This is a genomic window from Henriciella mobilis, assembly GCF_003576315.1.
Lineage (GTDB): Bacteria > Pseudomonadota > Alphaproteobacteria > Caulobacterales > Hyphomonadaceae > Henriciella > Henriciella mobilis.
This window is the reverse complement of record NZ_QWFZ01000039.1, coordinates 139,705-163,897: the sequence shown is the minus strand read 5'-3', so window position 1 is coordinate 163,897 and position 24,193 is coordinate 139,705. Positions and strand designations below refer to the sequence as shown.

Annotated in this window: 25 protein-coding genes and 1 tRNA gene; 21 read left to right on the top strand and 5 right to left on the bottom strand. The window is 56.6% G+C overall.

The window, feature by feature from the left end:
- Window positions 1-7: 7 nt before the first annotated feature.
- Entirely contained in the window at window positions 8-595 is a 588-nt protein-coding gene (locus tag D1227_RS17985) for a TetR/AcrR family transcriptional regulator (protein WP_119405672.1), read from the bottom strand.
- Between the two features lie 171 nt (window positions 596-766).
- Between D1227_RS17985 and yajC the strand changes: the two genes are divergently transcribed.
- Genes yajC through secF form a run of 3 tightly spaced genes read left to right on the top strand, consistent with a single transcriptional unit; the run spans window position 767 to window position 3,825 of the window.
- On the top strand, window positions 767-1,147 hold the full coding sequence (yajC, locus tag D1227_RS17980) for a preprotein translocase subunit YajC (protein ID WP_119376688.1): 381 nt from the start codon (window positions 767-769) through the stop codon (window positions 1,145-1,147).
- Window positions 1,148-1,167: 20 nt separating this feature from the next.
- On the top strand, window positions 1,168-2,844 hold the full coding sequence (gene secD, locus D1227_RS17975) for a protein translocase subunit SecD (protein ID WP_119376689.1): 1,677 nt from the start codon (window positions 1,168-1,170) through the stop codon (window positions 2,842-2,844).
- A gap of 12 nt (window positions 2,845-2,856) precedes the next feature.
- Window positions 2,857-3,825: a protein translocase subunit SecF gene (gene secF / locus D1227_RS17970; RefSeq protein WP_119376690.1), complete on the top strand. Its 969-nt coding sequence runs from the start codon at window positions 2,857-2,859 to the stop codon at window positions 3,823-3,825.
- Here secF and D1227_RS17965 read toward each other — a convergent pair whose 3' ends face one another.
- Window positions 3,826-4,590, bottom strand: a complete 765-nt coding sequence (locus D1227_RS17965) for an NAD kinase (protein ID WP_119377129.1) — start codon at window positions 4,588-4,590, stop codon at window positions 3,826-3,828.
- A gap of 127 nt (window positions 4,591-4,717) precedes the next feature.
- Between D1227_RS17965 and D1227_RS17960 the strand changes: the two genes are divergently transcribed.
- Both D1227_RS17960 and hemA read left to right on the top strand, forming a co-directional pair.
- Window positions 4,718-5,482, top strand: coding sequence for a class II aldolase/adducin family protein (locus D1227_RS17960; protein ID WP_119405906.1), 765 nt, complete (start codon window positions 4,718-4,720; stop codon window positions 5,480-5,482).
- Window positions 5,483-5,591: 109 nt separating this feature from the next.
- The gene (hemA, locus tag D1227_RS17955) at window positions 5,592-6,809 is read left to right on the top strand and encodes a 5-aminolevulinate synthase (RefSeq protein ID WP_119405671.1); all 1,218 of its coding nucleotides are present in this window, start codon (window positions 5,592-5,594) and stop codon (window positions 6,807-6,809) included.
- On the opposite strand, the gene D1227_RS17950 is transcribed toward hemA, so the two are convergent.
- Complete coding sequence (locus D1227_RS17950; RefSeq protein ID WP_119405670.1) at window positions 6,806-7,216, bottom strand: Ros/MucR family transcriptional regulator; 411 nt, start codon at window positions 7,214-7,216, stop codon at window positions 6,806-6,808. The genes hemA and D1227_RS17950 overlap by 4 nt on opposite strands.
- Before the next feature lie 205 nt (window positions 7,217-7,421).
- On the opposite strand from D1227_RS17950, the gene glyA reads away from it, so the two are divergent.
- The 9 genes from glyA to D1227_RS17905 all read left to right on the top strand — a co-directional run bounded on the left by glyA (window position 7,422) and on the right by D1227_RS17905 (window position 15,838).
- Window positions 7,422-8,729: a serine hydroxymethyltransferase gene (glyA, locus tag D1227_RS17945; RefSeq protein WP_119376693.1), complete on the top strand. Its 1,308-nt coding sequence runs from the start codon at window positions 7,422-7,424 to the stop codon at window positions 8,727-8,729.
- A 2-nt stretch (window positions 8,730-8,731) separates the two neighbouring features.
- A complete protein-coding gene (nrdR, locus tag D1227_RS17940; RefSeq protein ID WP_119376694.1) occupies window positions 8,732-9,202 on the top strand; it encodes a transcriptional regulator NrdR in 471 nt (156 codons plus the stop codon).
- Entirely contained in the window at window positions 9,199-9,861 is a 663-nt protein-coding gene (locus tag D1227_RS17935) for a RibD family protein (protein ID WP_119405669.1), read from the top strand. Before nrdR ends, D1227_RS17935 begins: the two co-directional genes overlap by 4 nt.
- Before the next feature lie 81 nt (window positions 9,862-9,942).
- Window positions 9,943-10,572, top strand: a complete 630-nt coding sequence (locus D1227_RS17930; RefSeq protein ID WP_119405668.1) for a riboflavin synthase — start codon at window positions 9,943-9,945, stop codon at window positions 10,570-10,572.
- Window positions 10,569-11,696 (top strand): 3,4-dihydroxy-2-butanone-4-phosphate synthase, encoded by a 1,128-nt coding sequence (gene ribB, locus D1227_RS17925; RefSeq protein ID WP_119405667.1) that lies wholly within the window; start codon window positions 10,569-10,571, stop codon window positions 11,694-11,696. Before D1227_RS17930 ends, ribB begins: the two co-directional genes overlap by 4 nt.
- A 1-nt stretch (window position 11,697) precedes the next feature.
- Window positions 11,698-12,126 (top strand): 6,7-dimethyl-8-ribityllumazine synthase, encoded by a 429-nt coding sequence (gene ribH, locus D1227_RS17920; protein WP_119376698.1) that lies wholly within the window; start codon window positions 11,698-11,700, stop codon window positions 12,124-12,126.
- Window positions 12,123-12,599 (top strand): transcription antitermination factor NusB, encoded by a 477-nt coding sequence (gene nusB / locus D1227_RS17915; protein ID WP_119376699.1) that lies wholly within the window; start codon window positions 12,123-12,125, stop codon window positions 12,597-12,599. Before ribH ends, nusB begins: the two co-directional genes overlap by 4 nt.
- 15 nt (window positions 12,600-12,614) lie before the next feature.
- Window positions 12,615-13,556, top strand: a complete 942-nt coding sequence (gene thiL, locus D1227_RS17910; protein ID WP_158586720.1) for a thiamine-phosphate kinase — start codon at window positions 12,615-12,617, stop codon at window positions 13,554-13,556.
- Window positions 13,557-13,687: 131 nt separating this feature from the next.
- Window positions 13,688-15,838 carry a sodium-translocating pyrophosphatase gene (locus D1227_RS17905; protein WP_119376701.1) on the top strand — a complete coding sequence of 717 codons (2,151 nt, stop codon included), beginning with the start codon at window positions 13,688-13,690 and terminating at the stop codon, window positions 15,836-15,838.
- 108 nt (window positions 15,839-15,946) lie between these two features.
- Here the strand turns inward: D1227_RS17905 and D1227_RS17900 are convergent, their stop codons facing one another.
- The gene (locus D1227_RS17900; protein ID WP_119376702.1) at window positions 15,947-16,426 is read right to left on the bottom strand and encodes an outer membrane protein assembly factor BamE; all 480 of its coding nucleotides are present in this window, start codon (window positions 16,424-16,426) and stop codon (window positions 15,947-15,949) included.
- 70 nt (window positions 16,427-16,496) lie between these two features.
- Here D1227_RS17900 and D1227_RS17895 point away from each other — a divergent pair, with 70 nt between their 5' ends.
- From D1227_RS17895 to D1227_RS17870, 6 genes are all read left to right on the top strand, one after another.
- Window positions 16,497-17,021 (top strand): ubiquinol-cytochrome C chaperone family protein, encoded by a 525-nt coding sequence (locus D1227_RS17895; protein WP_119405665.1) that lies wholly within the window; start codon window positions 16,497-16,499, stop codon window positions 17,019-17,021.
- 97 nt (window positions 17,022-17,118) lie between these two features.
- Complete coding sequence (gene plsX / locus D1227_RS17890) at window positions 17,119-18,156, top strand: phosphate acyltransferase PlsX (protein ID WP_119405664.1); 1,038 nt, start codon at window positions 17,119-17,121, stop codon at window positions 18,154-18,156.
- On the top strand, window positions 18,156-19,124 hold the full coding sequence (locus D1227_RS17885) for a beta-ketoacyl-ACP synthase III (protein WP_119405663.1): 969 nt from the start codon (window positions 18,156-18,158) through the stop codon (window positions 19,122-19,124). The genes plsX and D1227_RS17885 overlap by 1 nt, the downstream gene beginning before the upstream one ends.
- 50 nt (window positions 19,125-19,174) lie before the next feature.
- Window positions 19,175-19,471, top strand: coding sequence for an integration host factor subunit alpha (locus D1227_RS17880; RefSeq protein ID WP_119376706.1), 297 nt, complete (start codon window positions 19,175-19,177; stop codon window positions 19,469-19,471).
- Window positions 19,472-19,491: 20 nt separating this feature from the next.
- Window positions 19,492-19,983: a MerR family transcriptional regulator gene (locus tag D1227_RS17875; protein WP_119405662.1), complete on the top strand. Its 492-nt coding sequence runs from the start codon at window positions 19,492-19,494 to the stop codon at window positions 19,981-19,983.
- Between the two features lie 52 nt (window positions 19,984-20,035).
- Window positions 20,036-20,112, top strand: a tRNA-Pro gene (locus D1227_RS17870).
- Between the two features lie 25 nt (window positions 20,113-20,137).
- On the opposite strand, the gene glpK is transcribed toward D1227_RS17870, so the two are convergent.
- Window positions 20,138-21,640, bottom strand: a complete 1,503-nt coding sequence (glpK, locus tag D1227_RS17865; RefSeq protein ID WP_119405661.1) for a glycerol kinase GlpK — start codon at window positions 21,638-21,640, stop codon at window positions 20,138-20,140.
- Window positions 21,641-21,762: 122 nt separating this feature from the next.
- Here glpK and D1227_RS17860 point away from each other — a divergent pair, with 122 nt between their 5' ends.
- Entirely contained in the window at window positions 21,763-24,192 is a 2,430-nt protein-coding gene (locus tag D1227_RS17860) for a putative bifunctional diguanylate cyclase/phosphodiesterase (protein WP_119405660.1), read from the top strand.
- Window position 24,193: the final 1 nt, after the last annotated feature.

The window sequence follows — 24,193 nt, the reverse complement described above, 5'->3', positions numbered from 1 at the left end:
GTCCGCCTTACTTCTGAAACAGGATTGCGAGTATGGCTCTCGTGAACGCATCCACGTGAGCACTGAACGGGCCGGGTAAACGGTTGTAGATCTTGTTTTGGCCTGCCTGCGTGATCACGCCGAGACACATGGCCGTCACGAGCGCCGGGTCCGACTTTGGAATATCGCCGCTGGACATCATCGCTGCCAGAATCGTCTCTATTCTCGTCAGTGGATCGTCTTCGCGACGCGTGTCATGAGGGAGAAAGCGGTTGAGCGACACAAGATGAAAGGAAAAAAGGAGCCAGTCCTCGTCGGCAAGGCCGCAATAGGAAGACACGGCCCGATGGATTCTCTCTTCGACGCTGCCCGGATGGGAAAGGGCCTCACTAAGCATTTCGCCTAATCGATTGTGGGTTTCCATGAAAAGGGCGAGCGCCAGTTCGTCCTTTCCCTTGTAGTGCCGGTAAAGAGCCCCCTCCGACACGCCGGCTTGATTGGCTATTTGTCGGGTCGTCGCGGCATCGACGCCTTCGTCCACGAAAAGCTTCAATGCGGCGCGTTCAATCTTTGGCTTTGCGCCTCGTCTTGGCGGATTGTTGGCTGGTGGTGGCATCAACGAAATCTCCTTTGCGCCACAATACCAGTTTCTTTGCCGGAAGCAAGTGAGCGTTTACTAACATATTCGTTTTTCGAGTTTGCTGTAATCGCGCATTGAATGGGCTTGTTTGCAATGTATGCCCTCCACAGATATACGCACGGTCCTGAAAATCTGGGGAGAACGAGAATGAAACTCAAAATGGCGGTTTCTGCCGCGGCGATCATCGGCAGTGCGCCAGCCGCACTTGCGCAGGAGCAGGGTGGTGCCACCGGCGGCCTAATTGGTCAGCTGATCTTTTTCGTTCCGCTCATCCTTATTTTCTATTTTTTGCTGATCCGCCCCGCCAATCAGCGCCAGAAAAAACACAAGGCAATGATCGAGGCGGTGGCGCGCGGTGATACGGTCATCACCTCCGGTGGACTTATCGGCAAGGTCGTCAAGGTGAGCGACCAGGAACTCAGCGTAGATCTGGCGGACGGCGTGCGCGTGCGCGTGGTCAAAGGCATGATCGCTGATGTTCGCGGCAAGAACGAACCTGCTCCGGCCAACGACACCAAGTCGAGCTGAGCTAATCAGGGACGAAGTCGATGCTGAATTTTCCGGGCTGGAAAGTCGCACTCATAGCCATCGTATTGCTTTGGGGGGGGCTTCTGGCTCTGCCGAATGCCTTTAGCGACGGCTTTCTTGGTGTACGGCCGGTGGATACCGGTGCGACGGACGCGCAGTCTGTTGCGGAATACCAGGAACAAATGGAAGCGGCTGAAGCGTCATGGTGGCCCGGATTCATGCCATCGGGGAAAGTCAATCTTGGGCTCGACCTTCAAGGCGGTGTCTACCTCCTCACCGAGATCGAACCGGAAGAAGTTGCAGCCAATCGTCTTGAAACGCTGCAGGCCGATATCGTGCAGGCCTTGAACCGCGCGCCCCTGATTGAACGCCCGCAGCCCGAGCAACAGGGCACCCGGCTGCCGATCATGCTCAACAATCCCGAAGACATGGATGAAGCGCTGCGTCGGTTGCGCCGCCTGAATCCGACTGTCGGTGCGGTCGGAAGCCAGAAAATTCTGACCATCGAGCGGCAGAGCGACCGTCTCATCGACATTCGCGTGTCTGACGATGCGATGGCTGCACTGGCGGCTGACGCGCAAGACAAGATGATCGAGATCATTCGCAGGCGTCTCGACCCGGATGGCGTCAGCGAGATCGCGATCACTCCGCAGGGCGATACGCGAATAGTTATCGAAGCCCCGGGTGAGGCCGACCCTCGGCGTATCAAGAACATCCTCAGCCAGGCTGGCCGGATGACCTTCAACATGGCCAATACCGACCCCTCCGCAATCCGTGCCGCGGAAGCCACGCGGCCGCGGCCGGGCTGGGAGCTGCTGGTGGATATGGATGGCCGGCCAATTCTGGTTAATCGGACACCAGTGGTGACGGGCAGCGACATTGCAACAGCCAATCAAGGCTACGATCCAGACGACAACTCTCCGGCCGTGGATTTCCGTCTGTCCGGGGCGGGCGCTGAACGCTTTGGTCGGACGACGGCGAATAACCGCGGCGAGATCTTCGCGATCGTCCTCGACGGAACGGTTATGTCAGCCCCTCGGATCAACGAGCCGATCTGGGGCGGGAATGTCCAGATTACCGGCCAGTTCACCATGCAGGAAGCCCAGGACCTTGCAGCTATCATCGAGGCGGGCGAACTGCCTGCGAAACTGAATTTCATTGAAGAAAGAACGGTTGGCCCGGGTCTGGGCGCGGACTCCATCAAGGCCGGCACACGCGCGAGTATCATTGGCCTGGTGCTGGTCGGCGTTTTCATGATCATCGCTTATGGCTTGATTGGCGGCTTTGCCGTGGGATCGCTGTTTGCGAACATCGTCCTCATTCTGGGCGCACTTTCTGGTCTAGGCGCGACGCTGACCCTTCCCGGTATCGCCGGTATCGTCCTGACGATCGGTATGGCCGTTGATGCCAATGTGATTGTGTTCGAGCGCATCCGGGAGGAACAGCGATCGGGGCGGTCTCCCGCGACCGCGGTTGTTGCCGGGTATGAACGTGCTCTTGCGACGATTCTTGACGCAAACATCACCACGTTCATTGCGGCGGCCATTCTGTACATGCTGGGATCTGGCCCGGTAAAAGGTTTCGCTGTCACGCTCGCCATCGGCATTGTGACCTCTGTCTTTACCGCTTTCGTTGTAACGCGCTGGTTCACGGCAATGTGGCTGAAAACCTTCAAGCCGCGCCGGCTGTCGATCTGAGGAGATAGAGCGATGCTACTTCAATACTGGCCTCAGAGCACGAATGTCAGATTCATGGCGTTGCGCTTTCCGGCCTTCGTCTTTTCTCTTCTATTGATCGCTGCCTCGTTCGGATTGATTTTCACCAAGGGGCTAAACTTCGGGATCGACTTCGCCGGTGGATCGGTCATCGAGATTGAGAGGCCCGCCGACGTAAACGAAGAGGATGTGCGCAGCGTCCTCCAGACGCTGGACCTTGGTGAAGTTGGCGTGAACGCTGCCCGGGGAACTGGCGTCGATGCAGTCGAGGTCATCGTCATTCGGTTCGCGACGCAGCAAGCCGGAGAGGGCGTCGATCAGGAAGAAGCGCAACAGGTGGCCAATAACAGCGTGCGCGCTGCGCTGGAAGAAGCCTTCCCCGGTGTGCAGATCCGGAGCAGTGCCGCTGTGGGACCCAAAGTTTCCAGTGAACTCCTGCGAAGCGGTCTGATCGCGCTCGGCGTCGCCCTGGCGCTGATGATGCTGTACATTTCGGTGCGCTTCCAGTGGAAGTATGCCCTTGGCGCCGTGGCTGCGCTGTTCCACGACGTCCTCATCACGATGGGCATGTTTTCATTGACCCAGTTCGAGTTTAACCTGTCGACCATCGCAGCCTTGCTGACAATTGTCGGTTACTCAATGAACGATACGGTGATCGTCTTTGACCGGGTTCGTGAGGAAGCCCGCAAGTATAAGAAGATGGAGCCGGCCAAGGTTATTGATCTGGCTATCAATCAGACGCTTTCACGGACGCTTCTGACGTCTGGTACGACGCTGCTGGCGCTTTTCAGCATCTACCTGTTCGGCGGGACGGTGCTAAGCGGCATGAGCTTCGCGCTCATCTTTGGCGTTGTCATCGGGACCTATTCGTCGGTCTTTGTTGCGTCTGCCGTCGTGCTTATGCTGGGCCTCGACCAAGGAGAGAAACAGCGCCGCGAAGTGCAGGGCTTTCAGGGCGTCTGATCAGAAGGCAAATTGCTCGCGGAGAATTCGCTCATCGAGCGCGTGGCCTGGATCGAAAAGCATGGTGAGCGGTTTCGATCGATCCTCGAGTACGCTGACATGGGCAATGTCACGCACTTCCTGATTGTCAGCCGAGGCGGCGACAGGACGGCGATTTGGTTCGACAATATCAAACTCGACCTTCGCGTCGTGCCGGAGCAGGGCACCGCGCCAGCGACGTGGCCGAAACGCGCTGACGGGCGTGAGGGCCAGCAGGTTGGCACCGATGGGTAGGATCGGGCCGTGCGCGGATAGGTTGTAGGCCGTAGATCCAGCAGGTGTGGCGACCATGATGCCGTCGCAAGTGAGCTCACTCATTCGCTCACGCCCATCAACACGGATGCTGAGCTTCGCGCTCTGTGCCGTTTCGCGAAACAGGGACACCTCATTGATTGCGAGCCGCTCATAGCGTTCGCCGTGGACATCGGTAGCAATCATCCTCAGCGGCACGAGCGTGGCCTTTGAGGCCTTGTTGATCCGCTCGTAGAGATTGTCTTCCTCGAAGTCGTTCATCAGGAAGCCGACCGTGCCGCGGTTCATGCCGTATACGGGTTTTCGGTCGCTGAAGCGGCGGCGCATGGCTTCAAGCATGGACCCATCGCCGCCCAGCGCAACAATGATTTCAGCCTCATCTTCTGAGCACTGACCGTAGCGCTTTGTCAGTCTTTGCAGCGCTTCCTGGGCTTCGGGCCGGCGTGAGGCCCTGAATGCAATCTGAATCTTCATGGCGGTCATGTCAGCGGCTCAAAAGGTCTCGTCAAGTAAACACTTCTTCTCGCTGGCCATGTTCGCCTATTTTCCTGTAGAGTGTGGGCAGAAAAAGAAGAATCTGGAGGATCAATTGCCCGACGACATGAAACCAATCAGCGTCAAGGATGCAGTCTCGGCCGAAGAATGGAAGGCCCGCGTCGATTGCGCCATGCTGTACCGGCTCGTTGCGATGCACGGGTGGGATGACATGATCTTCACTCATATTTCCCATCGTGTCCCGGGGCCGGAACACCATTTCCTGATCAATCCCTATGGCATGTTCTTTGAGGAAATCACGGCCTCGTCGCTGGTCAAGGTCGATCTCGAAGGCCAGATTGTCATGGACTCACCTTACTTCATCAATCCTGCAGGATTCACGATTCACTCGGCAATCCATGCCAGCCGTGAAGATGCGAATGTCGTGATCCACCTGCACACCGATCAGGGGGTGGCGGTATCGGCCCAAAAGGAAGGGCTGCTTCCGATTTCGCAAACGGCCATGATTGTGCGCGAAGACCTCGCCTACCATGACTACGAAGGTATAGCCCTCGATCTCGATGAGCGTGAGCGTCTCGTCGCGGATCTCGGCCCGGAAAAGTCAACCATGCTTCTCAAGAACCATGGCACGCTGACATGTGGAACGACTGCCGCTATGGCCTTTACGCGGATGTTCTTCCTTGAGCGGGCCTGCAACATGCAGGTCATGGCGCTTTCGGCAGGGCGAGACGGTGTTCTGGAATGCGACCGTGATATTCAGGAGAAAGTGGCGGGGCAAGGCTCTCGCGGCATGGAAACGCTTACAGAACGCCTTGTCTGGCCTGGCCTGAAACGCAAGCTCGATCGCGAGTTGCCAGGCTACGACGCCTAACGGCGATCAACTGCGACAATTGCGGCTTACGCACAATCACCTATGGAGATAAGGCCTGTCGTTTGCCATATAGCCGCAAAAGAAGAGCCGGTGCACAGGAACAGCGATTATGAAACACCTGAAGGCATTTGAAGATGCGTTGACGTCCATCCGCGACGAAGGACGATACCGCGTATTTGTCGATTTGCATCGCCACCGCGGTCGTTTTCCCAAGGCGACCGCGCGATTTGAAGATGGCGAGCGGGAAATCACCGTCTGGTGTTCGAACGACTATCTCGGCATGGGGCAGGACGATGATGTCCTGACCGGTATGCATGAGGCGATCGACAGCTTTGGCGCTGGCTCAGGTGGCACACGGAATATTTCAGGTACCACCAGATTTCACGTCGAGCTGGAAAACGAACTGGCAGACCTGCATGGCAAATCCGGCGCATTGCTGTTTACCTCAGGCTATGTCGCAAACGACGCCACGCTTTCCACGCTCGGCAAGATTCTTCCGGGTCTGATTATCTATTCGGACGAACTTAATCACGCCTCCATGATTGAAGGGATCCGCCGGTCTGGAGCGGATCGGCGGATCTTCCGCCATAATGATGTCGAGCATCTGCGTGCGCTCATTGAGAATGACGATGCGGACCGTCCGAAGCTGATTGCCTTCGAGAGCGTCTATTCGATGGATGGAGACATCGGTCCAATCGAAGCCCTCTGCGATTTGGCGGATGAATTCAACGCGCTAACCTATCTCGATGAAGTGCACGCTGTTGGCATGTATGGCGAGGAAGGCGCAGGCGTCGCGCAGCGCGAAGGCCTGATGGACCGCATCGACATCATTGAAGGAACGCTTGGCAAGGCGTTTGGCGTGATGGGCGGTTACATTGCGGCGCACGAATCCGTGATTGATGCAATCCGCTCAATGGCCTCCGGATTCATCTTCACGACGTCTACATGCCCCGTCATGGCAGCTGGAGCGCTGAACAGCATCCGCAAACTGCGCGGAGAGGAAGGGCGCCGACTGCGTGCCGACCATCAGGCAAAAGCGGCGCTGCTGAAGGAAAAGTTCAGAAAAGCTGGGCTGCCCGTCATGGATAGCGTGACGCACATTGTTCCACTGCTGGTGGGTGACCCGGAAAAGTGCAAGGCGCTTTCTGACACGTTGCTGTTCGACTTCGGAATCTACGTCCAGCCGATCAATTATCCGACGGTCCCGCGTGGAACCGAGCGTCTGCGTTTTACGCCGGGCCCCGTCCACGACGAAGCAATGATGGATGAGCTTGTTTCTGCCATTCTCGCTGTGTGGAAGCAGCTGGGTCTGGAACAGGCCGCCTAGATAGCCGGCTTTTGCTTGCGTCCCAGACCAATCTGCTTTGCGAATTTCGACCGCTCAGCCGCATAGTTCGGCGCGACCATGGGGTAATCCTCCGGAAGCGACCATTTTTCGCGGTACTCTTCAGGTGTTAGCCCGTACCGATTGCGCAGATACCTCTTCAGCATCTTGAGTTTACGGCCATCTTCCAGGCAGATCAGAAATTCCGGTGTGATCGATTTTGCGGGTGATATCGCGGGTGCAGCTTTCGTCGCTCGCCTTGGACGTCCTTCAGCTAGCGAATTCAGGGTCGAATGTACTTCCTGAATAAGAGCGGGCAACTGGTTCTGTTGTATAGGATTCTTCGACACGAATGCAGCAATCACATCCGTTGTGAGTTCCAGCAGTAAATCTTGATCGCCCCCCGGCATGTTTTCTCCCCCATCAGCCAGCGAAGTCGGACACAAACTCCATTTGTTCAACTATATCAAGAGCATGCGCGAGGTTTGGTCGATAAAATTGAAAACTGACTGTACACCGGCGTAATGACCCATGCGGAAATGCGTGATGAGCAATCTTGCTGCGAAGGGCCAACGCACGTAAACCCACTTCGAAGCTGCTAGGAGAAGTCTGCACATGCCTGACACGTCCCCCGCGACACAATTCGATGCCACACGTTTTTTTTCGGCCGGCGTTGAGGATAGCGATCCAGCTGTTGCCGAAGCCATTCAGCATGAACTGGAACGCCAGCAGCATGAGATTGAGCTCATCGCGTCTGAGAACATTGTATCGCGTGCTGTGCTTGAAGTTCAGGGATCGGTTCTCACGAACAAGTACGCCGAAGGTTATCCCGGCAAACGTTATTATGGTGGCTGCCAGTTCGTAGATATCGCTGAAAACCTAGCGATCGATCGTGCCAAGGCGCTGTTTGATTGCGACTTCGCCAATGTGCAGCCGAATTCCGGGAGCCAGGCCAATCAGGCTGTATTTCAGGCTCTAATCAAACCGGGCGACACGATCCTTGGAATGAGCCTGGATGCCGGCGGTCACCTGACGCATGGCGCCAAGCCGAACCAATCGGGCAAATGGTTCAATGCGATCCAGTACGGCGTACGGGAGTCGGATCATCTCATCGATTTTGACCAGGTTCGTTCTCTGGCCAAGGAACATCAGCCAAAGTTGATTATCGCGGGCGGATCGGCCTATCCCCGTCAGATCGACTTCAAGACGTTCCGCGAAATCGCGGACGAAGTCGGGGCATACTTCATGGTAGACATGGCTCACTTTGCGGGCCTCGTCGCCGGAGATGTCCATCCCAATCCGCTCGACTATTGCGACGTTGCTACGACGACGACGCATAAGACCCTGCGAGGGCCACGTGGCGGCATGGTGCTCACCAATGATGAAGCGATCGCCAAGAAGGTGAACTCAGCCGTCTTCCCGGGCATCCAGGGTGGCCCTCTTATGCATGTCATCGCCGCAAAGGCCGTTGCCTTCGGCGAAGCATTGACACCGGCATTCAAAACCTATGCTGCAAGCGTGGTACAGAACGCGCGCGCAATGGCATCAGCAGCAAAAGACTGTGGTCTGGATCTCGTTTCTGGCGGCACAGATACTCACGTTGCGCTGATCGATCTGCGGCCCAAAAATGTTACGGGCCGCGATGCCGAAGCGGCGCTTGGCCGTGCCTTTATTACCTGCAACAAGAACGGCGTGCCCTTTGATCCCGAAAAGCCGATGGTCACAAGTGGCATTCGGGTCGGCTCGCCAGCAGGGACGACGCGAGGATTTGGAGAAGATGAATTCCGTCGAATTGGCCGCTGGATCGGTGAGATCGTCGATGCGGTCGCTCAGGGCGAGTCGGAAGGTGTTGAAGCCCGGGTTCGCGAGGAAGTGAAAGCACTAACTGCCAGATTTCCGATCTACGGCGGTGCGGGGGCTTAAACTTGAAGTGTCCGTTCTGCACCGCTGAGAACACGGCCGTTAAGGATTCCCGGCCTGCAGAAGACAATACGGCCGTTCGCCGGCGTCGCGCATGCGAGGTCTGCGGCGGCCGGTTTACAACATTTGAGCGGGTACAGCTTCGCGAAATCATCGTCGTTAAACGCGATGGCAAGCGCGCCCTGTTTGATCGGGACAAGGTGGCAAAATCCGTCACGATAGCGCTTCGGAAAAGAGCTGTCGGCGACGAGAGTGTCGAACGGCTTGTATCCGGTATTGTGCGCAAGCTGGAAAGCAGTGGTGAGACTGAAGTAACGTCAGCCGAGATTGGGGACCTCGTCATGGAGTCGCTGAAAACGGTCGATCCGGTTGGTTACGTCCGATACGCAAGCGTCTACAAGGATTTCAAGGATCCAAGCGATTTCGCTCGCTTTATCGAGACCTCGGCGCTTGATGACGGAAACGACGAAGAGTGACGGTGAGAGCATCCGTTACGCTGAAGATTGCGACGTCCCTGGATAGCCGGATAGCGCTTTCCAATGGTGTCAGTCAGTGGATAACGGGACCGGAGGCGCGCGCACGTGCACATCAGATGCGCGCGGCGCACGACGCGGTGCTGGTGGGCATAGGGACAGTTCTCGCTGATGATCCACTTCTGACGGCTCGAACGGTTCCACTTCCGCAAAGGCAACCGGTCCGCATCGTCGCGGACAGCCGCTTTCGGGCGCCGTCCTCGGCGCGCTTGCTACAGTCGGCGTCAGCAGGAAAAGTCGTCATAGCCCATGGCAGCGAGTTGGCTTCGAAGCGTGAAGCGGTGCCCGCTGGCGTTGAAACCTGGGCAGTGGGCGGGATGGACGGGCGGGTCGATCCATCGGAATTGCTCAGACGCGCTCGCGGCGAAGGGCTCAACCGGATTTTCCTGGAAGGTGGCGGTCAACTGGCCGCGAGTTTTGTCCTTCTGGGTCTCGTGGACCGTATCGAATGGTTTCGAGCGCCGATCATTCTGGGGGGAGACGGGTTGCCCGCAATTGCTGGGCTTGGCCTGGACGCGATCAGCAAAGCCAGTCACTGGCGGCTGAAGCAGTCTGAGAAGATCGGAAACGATATTTTGGAAAGTTGGGTGAAAGCTGATTAGGCGAGCCTGCGCTTCTTGACTTTACGTGACTGATTGGCGTCGCCGGCTCCGGCTCCTATATCGACGTCCTGGAGGGATGGAATGTTCACTGGACTGGTGACAGATATTGGTAAGGTGATGACGGCTGAAGACCGGAACGGTCTGCGGCGCTTCCGCGTGCTGTCAAACTATCCGGTTAGCGATCTCTCCATGGGCGCTTCCATCATGCATTCAGGCGTTTGCTTGACGGTAGTCGATTTCGGTGCCGAAAAGGATGGAAGTTGGTTCGAGGTAGAGGCCGTTCCGGAAACTCTGAGCAAGACCAATCTTGGCGAGCTATCCCCAGGTGACAGGCTCAATCTCGAATTATCACTGAAACTTGGTTCCGAACTTGGCGGCCACTTCGTTTTTGGTCACGTTGATGGGCTCGGTGAAATCGTGTCGATTCAGGACGAAGGCCAGAGCCACCGGGTGCGAATCCGCCCCCCATCAACGCTGGCACGTTTTTTTGCCACGAAGGGCTCTGTGGCCGTCGATGGTGTCTCCCTTACTGTCGCCGATGCGCTCGACAACGGAGACTTCGAAGTTGCGGTCATCCCGCACACATGGCAGGTGACGACGCTCGGACAAATGCAGGTGGGCCGCAAAGTCAATCTTGAGGTCGACATGCTTGCACGTTACGTGGCCCGGATGGTCGGCGTAGATGCGCCGCGACAGGGGCCTGCTGGATGAGCGACACTATACACGACGCGATCTCCTCAATTGATGAGATTATCGAAGATGCCCGCAATGGACGCATGTTCATTCTTGTCGATGCTGAAGATCGCGAGAATGAAGGCGACCTTGTGATTCCTGCCAGTTTCGCAACGCCTGAAGCGGTTAACTTCATGGCCAAGTTCGGTCGAGGTCTGATCTGCCTGGCAATGACACGAGAGCGTGCAAAGACGCTTAATCTCGACATGATGGCCCGTGATAATCGCGAGAGTATGCAGACGGCCTTTACCGTTTCCATCGAAGCAAAGGATGGCGTGACGACGGGTATATCCGCAGCTGACCGCTCCCGAACCGTCGCTGTGGCGATCGATCCCACCAAGGACTACGACGACATCGTCTCGCCGGGGCATGTGTTCCCGCTCGTGGCGCGCGATGGCGGCACGCTCGTGAGGGCCGGTCATACCGAGGCGGCCGTCGACATCTCCCGTCTGGCGGGCCTCTATCCAGCCGGCGTGATATGCGAGATCATGAATGACGACGGCACCATGGCGAGGTTGCCCGAGCTCGTTTCGTTTGCTCAGCTGCATGGCTTGAAGATCGGTACGATTGCAGATCTGATAGCTTGGCGCCGGAAGAACGACCGATATCTCGAACGCCGCGTAGAGGCGCCGCTCGACAGTGAGTATGGCGATGGGTTCAAGTCCGTCGTCTTCCGCAACGCGCTCGATAATTCAGAACATATCGCCATTGTGCACGGTACGATTTCCTCCGATGAAACGGTGCTGGTCCGGGTACATCGCACGGACGTGCTTGCTGACATTCTTGGAGAGAAAGGACCACGCGCCAATCTCGTGGAGAAGGCGATGAACGCAATCGCCCAATCAGAGAAAGCAGGGGTTGTGGTATTCGTGAACACGATGCGTCCGAACTCCTTAGCGGCGCGTCTTGGTCTAAAGACCAGCGACGGTGATGACTCCCACCAGCCGCTTCGAGAATACGGCGTGGGCGCTCAAATCCTTCGCGAACTGGGTGTACGGCGAATGATATTTTTATCTGACACCCAGCCAACGCGCGTGGCAGGACTCGACGGCTACGGCATCAGCATTGAAGGCTGGCAGCGATTGACACAGGAAGAAGACTAGAATGGCGCACCGTATTCTGATTGCGACCTCACGCTACTATGATCACATTTCTCGGGAGCTCGAAGCAGGCGCGCTGGAAGCACTTTCCGACGAGGATGTGGTCACTGAGGTGATCGAAGTGCCCGGCGCTTTCGAAGTACCCGGTATAATCGCAATGGCTGCCGACAGCGGTCAGTATGATGGTTACATCGCGCTTGGGTGCGTGATCAGAGGCGAAACGTCCCACTATGACTATGTGTGCGGCGAAAGTGCGCGAGGCCTGATGGACCTGGCGGTCAAGCGCCGTCTCGCGATCGGTTATGGTATTCTCACAGTTGAGAACGAAGCCCAGGCGCTGGCGCGAGCGGATCGAAAGCAAAAAAACAAGGGCAAGGACGCGGCTGACGCCTGTCTCGCCATGCTCAAGATGCGGAAGAAATTCGTTAGATGATCGAGAGCCAGAAACTGCCATTTGAGGTGATCCGCGCGCGCAGGGCAGGAGCCCGGCTGGCGGCCGTCCAGGCTCTGTATCAGATGGAACAGACGGGCGAGAGCGCGAAAGCCGTTATCCGCGAGTTCATGGAAGACAGGCTCGGCTTCGGGCCGGACGAAGAACCCGTTGAAGAAGCCGATCCCGATCTCTTCAAGGCAGTCGTCAACGCTGTTGTGAAGAACCAGGCGACCATCGATGCGGCAATATTGGCCCGCTTGTCCTCGGGCTGGAAACTATCGCGTCTGGACTCCACAACACGCGCGATACTTCGTGCTGCTTGTGCCGAGCTGATCGAACATCAGGAATTGTCGAACGCGGTTATCCTGGACGAGTATGTGTCGCTCGCCCACGATTTTTTCGACAAGACGGAAGCCAATTTCGTCAATGCCGTCCTTGAGAATATGGCCAAGGACGTACGAACGCCGCAATAGCGCGGGATGGGCCCGGTGTCCGAATTCGACTGGATTTCAAAGTACCTGAAGCCTATCGCAACGAGCGAAGGCGCAATGTCGCTTGAAAACGATGTGGGCATCCTAGCCTCATTGCCCCCTGATCGGCCGCTGATTGCTACAATGGATACGCTGGTTGAAGGCGTTCACTTCTTCCGTGGCGATCCTCCCGAGACGCTTGGGAAGAAGATCCTGCGTGTGAATGTGTCAGACATCCTCTGCAACGGGGCTGTTCCAAAAGAAGCCTTACTATCCGTCGCGTTGCCAGACTGGTTCGATGAACCTCGATTCGAGCGCTTCTGCGGAGGGCTTGGGCATGACCTGGCGCAGTGGAATGTGAAACTTGTCGGAGGCGATCTCGTTTCAACGCCCGGTCCTCTGGTTCTCACGATGACGGTAACCGGAAGCTGCCTTTCTCCGAATCCTGTCGCCAGATCCGGTGCAATGGTGGGCGACGCTGTGTGTGTGTCCGGAACCATAGGCGCGGGCTACCAGGGCCTGGATGATGCAAAGGCGGGCAGGGACAGTCCGTTCGCCCGGCATTTCAGGGTGCCGGATATACCCGCCCCAGAGATTGCCGAGATTTTATCGGCGCATGCGAACGCCGCCATCGATATCTCTGACGGACTGATCGCCGAAGCCATTCATGTGGGACGAGCAAGCCGCAAGGCTATCTGCTTGGACATGGAAACCGTCCCATGGGCCCGGAACTGCGCTTCCGTGGCTGACATGATAGAGCTTGGGACAGGTGGAGACGACTATCAGGTTTTGATGACGCTACCAGAATCGAAGCTTGATATTGCCATCAAGGACGCCGCATCCGCAGGGATCAGACTGACGCGAATCGGGCATGTGGCGGCAGGTGACGAACTCCAGCTGAAACATCGAGGGAAAATCGTCCCGGTACCTGCGAAACTAGGCTTCGTCCACGGTAATTAGGGCTTCCGGGTCGCTTCGGACGCGATCCAGCTTGCTTAAACGCGCGGCATTTGGCAGTGACGAGTCATAAACAAACTGGCTCGATCCGTAATTATACAAGCGGAATCGGCCGAATGGGAGGAAGGGCACAAATGACCCTATGGTATTGGATTGCATTGGTCGCCGGGTTCGCGGCCGTAATATTTGGCTGGCTTCAGTCGAATTCGATTATGAAAGCAGACTCCGGGTCTGACCGGATGCGCGAAATCGCGGCAGCCATTCAGGAGGGCGCCAATGCCTACCTGAACCGGCAGTATACAACGATTGCCATGGTTGGTGCGGGCGTCATTGTATTGCTTTTCATTGCTTTCAGAAGCTGGGAGGTGCCGCTCGGCTTTTTGATCGGTGCCGTATTGTCAGGTGCGGCTGGTTTCATCGGCATGAAAGTGTCGGTCCAAGCGAACGTCCGCACGACGCAGGCTGCAAGCAAAAGTCTGCAGGGCGGTTTGGATATGGCTTTCAAGTCGGGCGCCGTTACGGGCCTGCTCGTGGTCGGCCTCGCGCTAATCGGCGTCGTTGCCTATTACGGCATCCTGACCGGGCTGGTCGGCTTTGCGCCGAATGACCGTTCGGTCGTGGATGGCCTCGTCGCACTCGGCTTCGGCGCGTCCTTGATATCGATCTTCGCGCGTCTCGGTGGCGGCATCTTTACAAAAGGTGCTGACGTTGGCGGCGACATGGTCGGCAAGGTTGAAGCTGGTATTCCTGAAGATGACCCGCGCAACGCTGCGACGATTGCGGACAATGTTGGCGATAATGTCGGAGACTGTGCCGGCATGGCAGCGGACCTGTTCGAGACCTATGCGGTCACCATCGTTGCTACCATGGTGCTGGGCGCGATCTACTTTGGTGGTCTGGGCTACCTTGGCTCCATTATGTTGCTGCCGCTGGCTATTTGCGCAGTCTGTATCCTGGCGTCGATCGCCGGGACCTGGTTCGTACGCCTTGGTCAGGGGTCAACCAACATCATGGGAGCCCTGTACAAGGGGCTCATAGCGACCGGCGTGTTCTCGCTCGCAGGGCTTGCCGTCGCCATAAACTGGGCACTGCCGAACGGCTTCGGCGTACTGGATGGTGCTGCCAGTGAACTTGGTTTGGTCGGTGATGTTACTGGTCTTGACCTGTTTCTGTGCGGTGTGGCGGGCCTGGGCGTAACAGCTCTGATCGTGGTTATTACGGAGTATTACACCGGAACGGGCTATCGACCGGTCCGCTCTGTGGCCAAATCGTCTGAGTCCGGGCATGGCACCAACGTAATCCAGGGGCTGGCCGTTTCGCTTGAGTCGACCGCGCTGCCCGCCATCACGATCATCGCGGGTATCATTCTGACCTTCAATCTCGCCGGGCTGTACGGCATCGCCATCGCGACGACGACGATGCTCGCGCTTGCTGGAATGATTGTCGCGCTGGATGCCTTTGGCCCCGTGACGGACAATGCAGGCGGCATCGCTGAGATGTCCGATCTACCGAGCGAGGTACGCGACACCACCGATGCGCTCGATGCCGTTGGCAACACGACCAAAGCGGTTACCAAAGGCTATGCAATCGGCTCCGCCGGTCTCGGTGCTCTGGTGCTGTTTGCGGCTTATAATGAAGACCTCAAATACTTTGCGGAAACAGCAGAGCCGGGTAGCTTTTTTGCATCTGTAGGAGAGGTCAGTTTCTCCATTGCCAACCCTTACGTTGTTGTTGGCCTCCTGTTCGGCGGCCTCTTGCCATTCTTGTTTGGCGGGATGTCGATGATGGCTGTTGGGCGCGCGGCCCAATCGGTGGTCGAGGAGGTTCGCAGACAATTCCGTGAAATGCCCGGCATCATGAAGGGCGAGGTCAAGCCGGATTACAGCAAGGCGGTCGACCTGCTGACCAAGGCAGCAATCCGTGAGATGATCGTTCCGTCGATGCTCCCTGTGCTTTCGCCAATTGTCCTGCTCGCCGTCATCTGGCTCATCGCGGGTCCGGCGTCTGCGCTGGCTTCTGTCGGAGCGATGCTGCTTGGCGTGATTGTGACAGGTCTGTTCGTAGCAATTTCCATGACCTCAGGCGGTGGTGCCTGGGATAATGCGAAAAAGTACATTGAAGATGGCAATCACGGCGGCAAGGGCTCGGAGGCCCACAAGGCTGCTGTGACAGGCGATACCGTCGGCGATCCTTACAAGGATACCGCGGGACCGGCGGTCAATCCGATGATCAAGATCACGAACATTGTGGCCTTGCTAATGGTGGCTGTACTCGCCCACTTCTAAGGTCTGGCGGCCGAACAGTAATCGGTCGCTTTCAAAAGCTAAGCCCTCCCGCAGACGAAGCGGGAGGGCTTTCATTTTCGAACAAAAAGAATTCTAAAGCCGTCGTCTCTAGCGGCGTCCCGTCGGATTGCCAGGCGTGGCCTCGTCGGTTGCAGGCAAGGCAACCTGGCCCACTGTGCCAAAGATCTGCTCCCATAGGCCAAGCTCGCGGCCACGTGTTGGGGTTTCTCTGGAGGCGTAGCTAATCACGCGGCCATCGTCCTGATTATATTTGAGAACTTCTTCGACGACGTCTTCTTCGCTGAATCGAATCGCTGTGATGGTTCGCGTGGAAATCTCCGGACGGAAAAAAGCGAAGCGCTCCTGTATCGTCGTGATATACATCCAGGTGTTGTCGTCGAATACGCTTTCCGTGCTCGGAGAGCCAAGCTGTGCCAGAACGCTGGAGCGCGTATCGAGACCTGGCTCCACATCGGCCGGGTTAATCTCGTCTGGTGCGTAGCCATGATAGGCTTTCACAGTTGATATACAGCCTGTGGCTGAGAAGCAGGCGAGGGCCAGACTTGCGGCTATAATCGTTTTGCTCATGCGGCTTTCCTTCCTGTTCCCACTGGATTACAGGCGACATCATCGGATTGGCAAGTTACGGAGCGCATAAGTGAGTTTGTTGCGGCACTTCAAGCGTTCAAATCGTCGAAAGTCGGAAGAGGTCGCCAAACGGCTTCACCATGCAATTGTGGGCAAGGCGCGTGATCCGGTCTTGTTCGGTGAAGATAAAATACCCGACACGTTCGACGGGCGCTTCAATGCAATTTGTCTGTACTCGGCTCTGCTGTTCCCCAGACTTGAGAAAGCAGGGGAGCAGGGACAGGCGATCTCCAGGATCTTGAACGATAGGGTCTTCAGCGACATTGACGGCGCGCTCCGGGAAACTGGTGTGGGTGATGCGTCAATTGCCAGAAAGGTTCGAAAGCTTGGGGAACGCTTCTTTGGTCTGGCCAGGGCGGCCAAGGAGGCTCTCGAGTCTGAGCAGGCCGTCGAGTCTCTGGCCAACGTCTTCGAACGAAATGAAGTTACATCTCCAGGAGGGGCTTTGGAGGTCGCCGAGATAATCGTTCAGGATGCGCAGATGCTCCCGTCCGTCGCGGATGAAGCTCTTCTCGCAGGCAAGGCGCCTTGGTAGGTGCATGGTCATGCGCAGCCTGCTTGCGTTCCACATGTTGCGGATCGGAGGGCAGGGGCGTACTTTCCCCGACTCTGGCAGCGGGTAAGAACTTGAAATGTCCTCAGTAACTCTATCGATTGACGCGATGGGGGGCGATCACGCCCCTGAAGTGGTTCTGGAAGGGCTGCAGCTCTTTTGCCAGAGGCGATCGGATGTCAATTTTCTTCTTCACGGCCAATCAGACGCACTCGCTCCGCTAGTCGCAAAGCACAAGCTGGCAAGCCGCTGCGCACTGATTGATCACCCCGATGTTGTCAGCATGAGCGCGAAGCCATCCTCCGCTCTGCGAAAAGGCAAGACGACCAGCATGTGGGGCATGATCGAATCGGTGAAGCAGGGTGAAGCCTCTGCCGGCGTTTCCGCGGGGAATACGGGTGCCCTCATGGCCATGTCGATGATGATCCTGCGCAAGATGCCCGGCGTTCATCGCCCAGCCATGACGGCGATCTGGCCAACTCTGAATGGTCGTTCGGTTGTTCTGGATGTCGGTGCCAATCTCGATGCGGATGCGGACCAACTGGTTGAGTTCGCCGTCATGGGCGAAGCCTACGCCCGCGCAGTATTTGGCACGAAGCGTCCAACGGTCGGGCTCCTGAACATTGGGGCGGAAGATGAAAAAGGGCGGGACGCGGTAAAGTTCGCCAGTGAAATCATGCGGACACGGGACATTGGAATCGAGTTCAAGGGATACGTTGAAGGCAACGATATTTCGATGGGTGTCGCCGATGTTATCGTAACAGATGGCTTCACGGGCAATGTTGCTTTGAAGACAGCCGAAGGCACAGCACGCCTTGTGTCGCGATATGTCAGGGAAGCACTAACGTCGAGTTTGCTGTCCAAGGCGGGTGCAGCGCTCGCAGCCTCTGGATTGCGGGACCTGCGCACAAAGCTCAACCCTTCGAGTGTAAACGGCGGGGTCCTGTTGGGTCTCAACGGTGTGATTGTTAAAAGTCACGGCGGGACAGACGCCGAAGGGTTCGCGACCGCTATTAAACTGGCGGCGGACCTTGCCAACAGCCACTATATGGAAGAAGTCTCCTCAGGCTTGAAACGCGTATCCCAACTCGGAATTGCGCCGGAAACGGTTGAGTAATGAAGACCACGAAAAGTTTTATTCGAGGCACGGGGGCCTATCTGCCAAGCCGTGTTCTGACCAATGACGATCTGGCTAAAATGGTCGACACGTCTGATGACTGGATCCGCGAACGGACGGGTATCCATCAACGCCATATTGCGGCGGAGGGAGAGCTGACATCGGACTTGGCCACGGAAGCCGCGAAGGTTGCCTTGAAGAATGCAGGCCTGGTCGCGAGCGACGTTGATTTGATTGTTCTTGCCACCACAACACCTGACAGGACCTTTCCCGCAACGGCGACCGCCGTTCAGGCCAAACTCGGCATCTCCGGGGGTGCCGCGTTTGACGTCCAGGCGGTATGCTCGGGTTTTCTATTCGCCATGGCTACTGCAGATTCCATGTTGCGTCAGGGACTTTTCAAGACTGCGCTTGTTATCGGGGCAGAGACGTTTACGCGAATTCTGGACTGGTCTGACCGCTCAACATGCGTTCTCTTCGGCGACGGAAGCGGCGCAGCAGTGTTGCAGGCGGACGAAGGTGCCGCGGATGAAGGTGTGATCGCGCATCATATCCGGACGGATGGTACCAAAAGCGATTTGCTCTACGTCGATGGCGGGGTCTCTTCGACAGGCACCATCGGTCATGTCCGCATGCAAGGGAATCAGGTTTTCCGGCATGCTGTGACGAATATTTCCAGCGCGATCGAGCGTGTGCTTGATGATACAGGTCACACGATTGATGATGTTGACTGGTTTGTTCCCCACCAGGCCAACCAGCGGATATTGAATGGTGTCGCTAAACGGCTCGGACTGGATGAAGACAAGGTCGTATCGACTGTTTCCCGTCACGGGAACACATCAGCAGCCTCAATACCGCTCGCCCTACACACGGCAATAGAAGACCAGAGGATAAAAACCGGCGATCTTGTGCTAAGTGAAGCCATGGGGGGTGGCTTTTCGTGGGGTGCCACTCTCTTCCGGCTGTAATTCTTTCGTTAAGATATCGGCCGTATCTGTTAACCAGAGGAGCTGATTACGTGACCAGCAAAACCATAACTCGCGTCGAACTAGCCGATGCCATTGTACGGGAAGTCGGAATTACCAGGCAGGAGTCCGGCGACATTCTCGACCGGATGCTCGAATTGATTGGGAAAAGCCTCGAACACGAGAACGAGGTCAAACTTTCGAGATTCGGCAATTTCGTTGTTCGCAAGAAATCTGCCCGTGCGGGCCGCAATCCAAAAACCGGTGTTGAGGCTAAGATTTCAGCTAGACGCGTGGTCACGTTCAAGCCCTCTCCCATGCTGAAGAGCAAGGTCGAAGACGGCAATTAATTAGAAAGAGGGAATCCCAAATGTCAGCAGCTGCCAAGAAAGTCGAAAAGTCCGCCGATGCCTACCGGTCCATCGGTGAAGCGGCGGATGAACTCGGCTTGCAACCGCACGTGCTGCGCTATTGGGAGGGGAAGTTTACCCGGCATCTGAAACCTCTGAAGCGGCCTGATGGTCGTCGCATGTTCCGGCCGGAGGACATGGAGGCCCTGCGGGCCATCCAGTTGCTCGTACATGAGCGTGGCATGACGCTTAAAGGCGCTCAGCAACTTATCAACGAGCAGGGGATCGCACGCGTTCTCGCCGGACAGGCCACGCTTTCGGCAGGAAGTCAGGACGTTCCTCAGCGAAGCCCTGCACGGGAGCTTCAGGAAAGTATCCGCACCGCATTTGCATCTGGCGAGAAAGCGGTATCGGAGGACAGCGATTCCCGAGAACGGCTGGAGTCGATGCTGGCGGATCTGGTCGACATCAAGGCACGTCTGGACAAGGCCCGGCTCGCCAAGGCTGCGTGAAGCAGTCTCGGTCATTGCAATCATCTGCAGGCGAGACTAAAGCACTCGACGTCGGAGCGTAGCGCAGCCCGGTAGCGCACTTGTCTGGGGGACAAGGGGTCGTGGGTTCGAATCCCGCCGCTCCGACCATTTACCGGTTCTGAAAGTTGCTAAGTCAATTCAGGCTGGCGTGAAAGAGCGTAGCCTTTACGGCTGCTTGCCAGCCCGAAACAAGGGCTTGCCGTTCTGAGGCCAGCATGGACGGTGTAAATTGACGATCGTGCGCCCACAATTCCTCAAGCTGTTCCGTATTGGAAAAAATGCCTGCCTTGAGGCCTGCCAAGAAAGCGGCCCCCCGCGCGGTGCTTTCGATAATCACCGGGCGGTCGATACGCACTTCCAGAATATCCGACAGGAATTGCAGAAACCAGCTATTTGCGACCATGCCACCATCAACGCGGATGGCGTCGACTGAGAGACCGTCGGAAATGAGGGACGCCACGAGATCGTTTGTCTGATAAGCGACCGCTTCGATTGCGGCGCGAGTCAGGACCGCCCGGCCGGTGTTTCGTGTCAGTCCAAATATCGCACCGCGGGCTGTGCTGTCCCAGTGAGGGGCGCCCAGGCCCGTAAAGGCCGGCACGACGTAGACGCCTTCATTGCTTGATACCGACGCTGCTAGACTTTCTGTTTCAGCGGCGTCCTCGATTATGTGGAGTTCGTCTCTCAGCCATTGTGAAACGGCACCGGCTATGAATATCGAGCCCTCGACCGCAAACTGGCGTTCAGCGCCTGTGCGACAGGCGACAGTCGACAACAGTCCGCTTTGGGAGCGCACGATCTTGTTCCCGGAGCTCGCAAGCATGAAGCATCCAGTGCCGTACGTGCTCTTGATCATTCCTGGATGCCAGCACGCTTGTCCGAATGCAGCGGCCTGCTGATCGCCAGCAACGCCAAGTATAGGAATGCTCCGGCCAAAGATTTTAGGATCAGTTTCGCCGAATGAAGAGCTGCTTGGTCGTATATCAGGCAGGACAGACCTTGGTATTTCAAACAGGTTCAGAAGCCAGTCGTCCCAGTCGCCTTCGTTGATGTTGTACAAGAGCGTACGGCTGGCATTCGTTTCATCCGTCAGATGATGCTTGCCGCCTGTCAGTCTGTAGATCAGAAACGTATCAATCGTCCCAAAGGCCAGATTGCCTTGCTCGGCCAGATCAATTGCGCCATCGACGTTCTCGAGAATCCAGCGCAGTTTGGTTGCCGAAAAATACGGATCGATCGTTAGACCGGTTCGCCGCACAATTTCGTCTAGCTTGCCGGATAAGCGAAGTTCCTCGCAATGGCCGGAAGTTCGCCGATCCTGCCATACAATTGCGTTTCCCAAGGCCTGCCCAGTCCGCTTGTCCCACACGATGGTGGTTTCCCGCTGATTGGTGATGCCGATGCACTCGATCTTACCGCCTGTCTGCTGTTCCGCCACAGTCATCGCTTCATCAGCCGTCTGCACTGTCGTGCGCCATATGTCGTCTGGAACGTGTTCGACCCAGCCCGGTTTCGGAAAGTGCTGTTTGTACTCACACTGAGCCGAAGAGACGATTCGGCCGTTGGCGTCGAAGACGAGGGATCGGCTAGAAGTGGTCCCCTGGTCGATGGAAAGGATGAGAGGTGTGGAAGCCATAGCGGAAACCTAGCGGCATTGGAGGCACGCGACCAGATAGATCAAATTTCAAGCTTCGGTCTTCTGCGATGTTTATACATTTGTCGTAAACCACACTCGGATTTTCCGATCAGGAGTTCGGGGTGAGAAAGTTTTTTCGGGCGATTGACAGCGATAGCCATTCACTGGCCGCCCTGGTTCAGTCGATCGACGTCCCTGATGATCAGGCGGCCAGTATAAGGGCAAGACAGCTGGAAACAGCCGGGCGCCTGACGCCAGTGATGGTGCTGGCAAACCTCGTCAACGCATCCGTGGTTATTGTTTCCTTCTGGCATTCACCTGCCATAAGGCTACTTGGCCTGTGGGCGGCCCTGCTTTTCGTCGCCTCGGCCATCCTGCTGATTGCAAATATGCGTGCCCGTCGGAAGGCCAAACTTCGAAAGCAGAATGGAATAGCCGGTTCGACCGATAAGACCCAGCAGGGGATTGAACGGTTTTCTCGCCTCGCATCTTTTGTTGGGCTGATCTGGGGCATTCTTCCGCTCCTGATCATGCCTTTTGATGATGCAACGAGCCAGTTGGCTGTCAGCATTATCATGGCCGGCATGATGTTTGGCGGTGTTGTTCTGATTAGCCGGATCCCGGAAGCGGCCCAGGCTTTCCTCATCCCAACAACGATCGGATTTGTTGTTGGACTTCAGCTCGGCAACGACCCAAGAAATGATTTTCTGTCCATCCTGGCCCTGGTTTACGCATCCGTGCTCTGGATATCGATTCGCTGGTCTTATCGACAGTTCGTTGAACAACATCTCAGCGGGGCTGCTGTTCAGCATCAGGCGCAGCTAATTGGACTTTTGCTTCGTGATTTCGAAGAGAGCACCTCGGACTGGTTGTGGCAAACCGATGAAGCCGGATTGCTGGAAGATATCCCACTTCCGGTCTCGGGAAAGAAGTCAGCCGTAAGTGCGATGGTGCAGGGAACGGCAATCTCATCCCTGTTCACGGACAATGATGCGAAAACCCAGCTGATAAGCAATCTGGAGAACCGTCAGCCGTTCCGTGACATTGCTCTTCAAGTCGCCGGCGAGGATGGCGTCTGGTGGTCACTAACAGGCAAGCCGGTGTTTGACAGCGCGGGCAGTTTTTCCGGCTTTCGGGGCGTTGCATCAGACATTTCGCAGTCAAAAGAGATCGAAGATCGTATTGCGTTCATGGCGCACTTTGATCCGCTGACGTCTTTGCCAAACCGCGCCTGCCTTAACGAACGTCTGGATCAGTTATCCCAAACACCCGCGCCTGACGGGATGCTTCGCGCACTTCTCTGGCTGGACCTCGATAACTTCAAGTGGGTGAATGATACGCTTGGACATCCGGCAGGCGATGAGTTGCTCTGCCAGGTCGCATCGCGGCTCAAACAAGGGACAAAGGACGCTCTCATCATTGCGCGTCTGGGTGGTGATGAATTTGCTATCCTGGTTGAAAGCCGCGGGAAGGAAGAACTGGTCGCGCAAGTTCGAGCCTTGAGCGAAACGCTCAATACGCCATACGAAATCTGGGGATCTTCAGCCCATTGTGGCGCGAGTATTGGCGTCAAGATCATCGATAACTACAGCACAGACATCTCCACGCTCCTCAAACACGCCGACCTTGCCCTCTACCAGGCGAAAGAATCGGGCAAACGAACCTGGTGCATCTTTTCAGATGAGCTTGCCGAAAGAGCTCGCATTCGCCGTGAGACCGAAGTCGACCTCCATCGGGCACTTGAGAACAACGAACTGCTGACCTACTTCCAGCCACAAATGTGCGCCAGCACAGGTGAAATTGTTGGCTGCGAGACTCTGCTTCGGTGGAAGCATCCGACGCGAGGCCTGATAGGTCCTGGAAGTTTCATCAAACACGCCGAAGACACCGGTTTTATCACCCGGCTTGGCGACTGGACCTTGCGAGAAGCTCTGCGTGTCGCCAGGCGATTTCCTGACAATATGCGTGTCGCGGTGAACATTTCGCCACTCCAGATACATAGCGCCAATCTGTTGAACACAATTGTCAATGCTCTGGCGGTCAACGAGATCGCCCCGTCGCGGTTAGAGTTGGAAATTACCGAATCCGTATTGCTCAGCGACACCGAGTTCACACTTGAACGCCTTCGCAAGTTCAAGGAGTTGGGCGTGCGGATTTCGCTCGATGACTTTGGTACAGGATATTCTTCGCTGAGTTATTTGAGACGGTTTCCATTCGACAAGCTCAAAATCGACAAAGGTTTCGTTCAAGATATTGATCACAGCGAAGAGTGTAGAGCGATCGCGAGGGCGACACTGCAACTCGCCAAGGCGCTCAATATGGTCTGCACAGCGGAAGGCGTGGAAACCGAAGGCCAGAAACAGTTTCTGACCGAAAACGGGTGCGATGAACTTCAAGGCTTCCTGATCAGTCGTCCCCAGCCGCTCGACAAACTGACCCACCTCATCGACATTCGAGACGTGCCGTCCGGACCGGATGAACACGTTGAGGAAGGGGATAGAACCGGCAACGATTCCGCAGACAGATTTCCGAAAAAATATGCGGCGGGGTGAG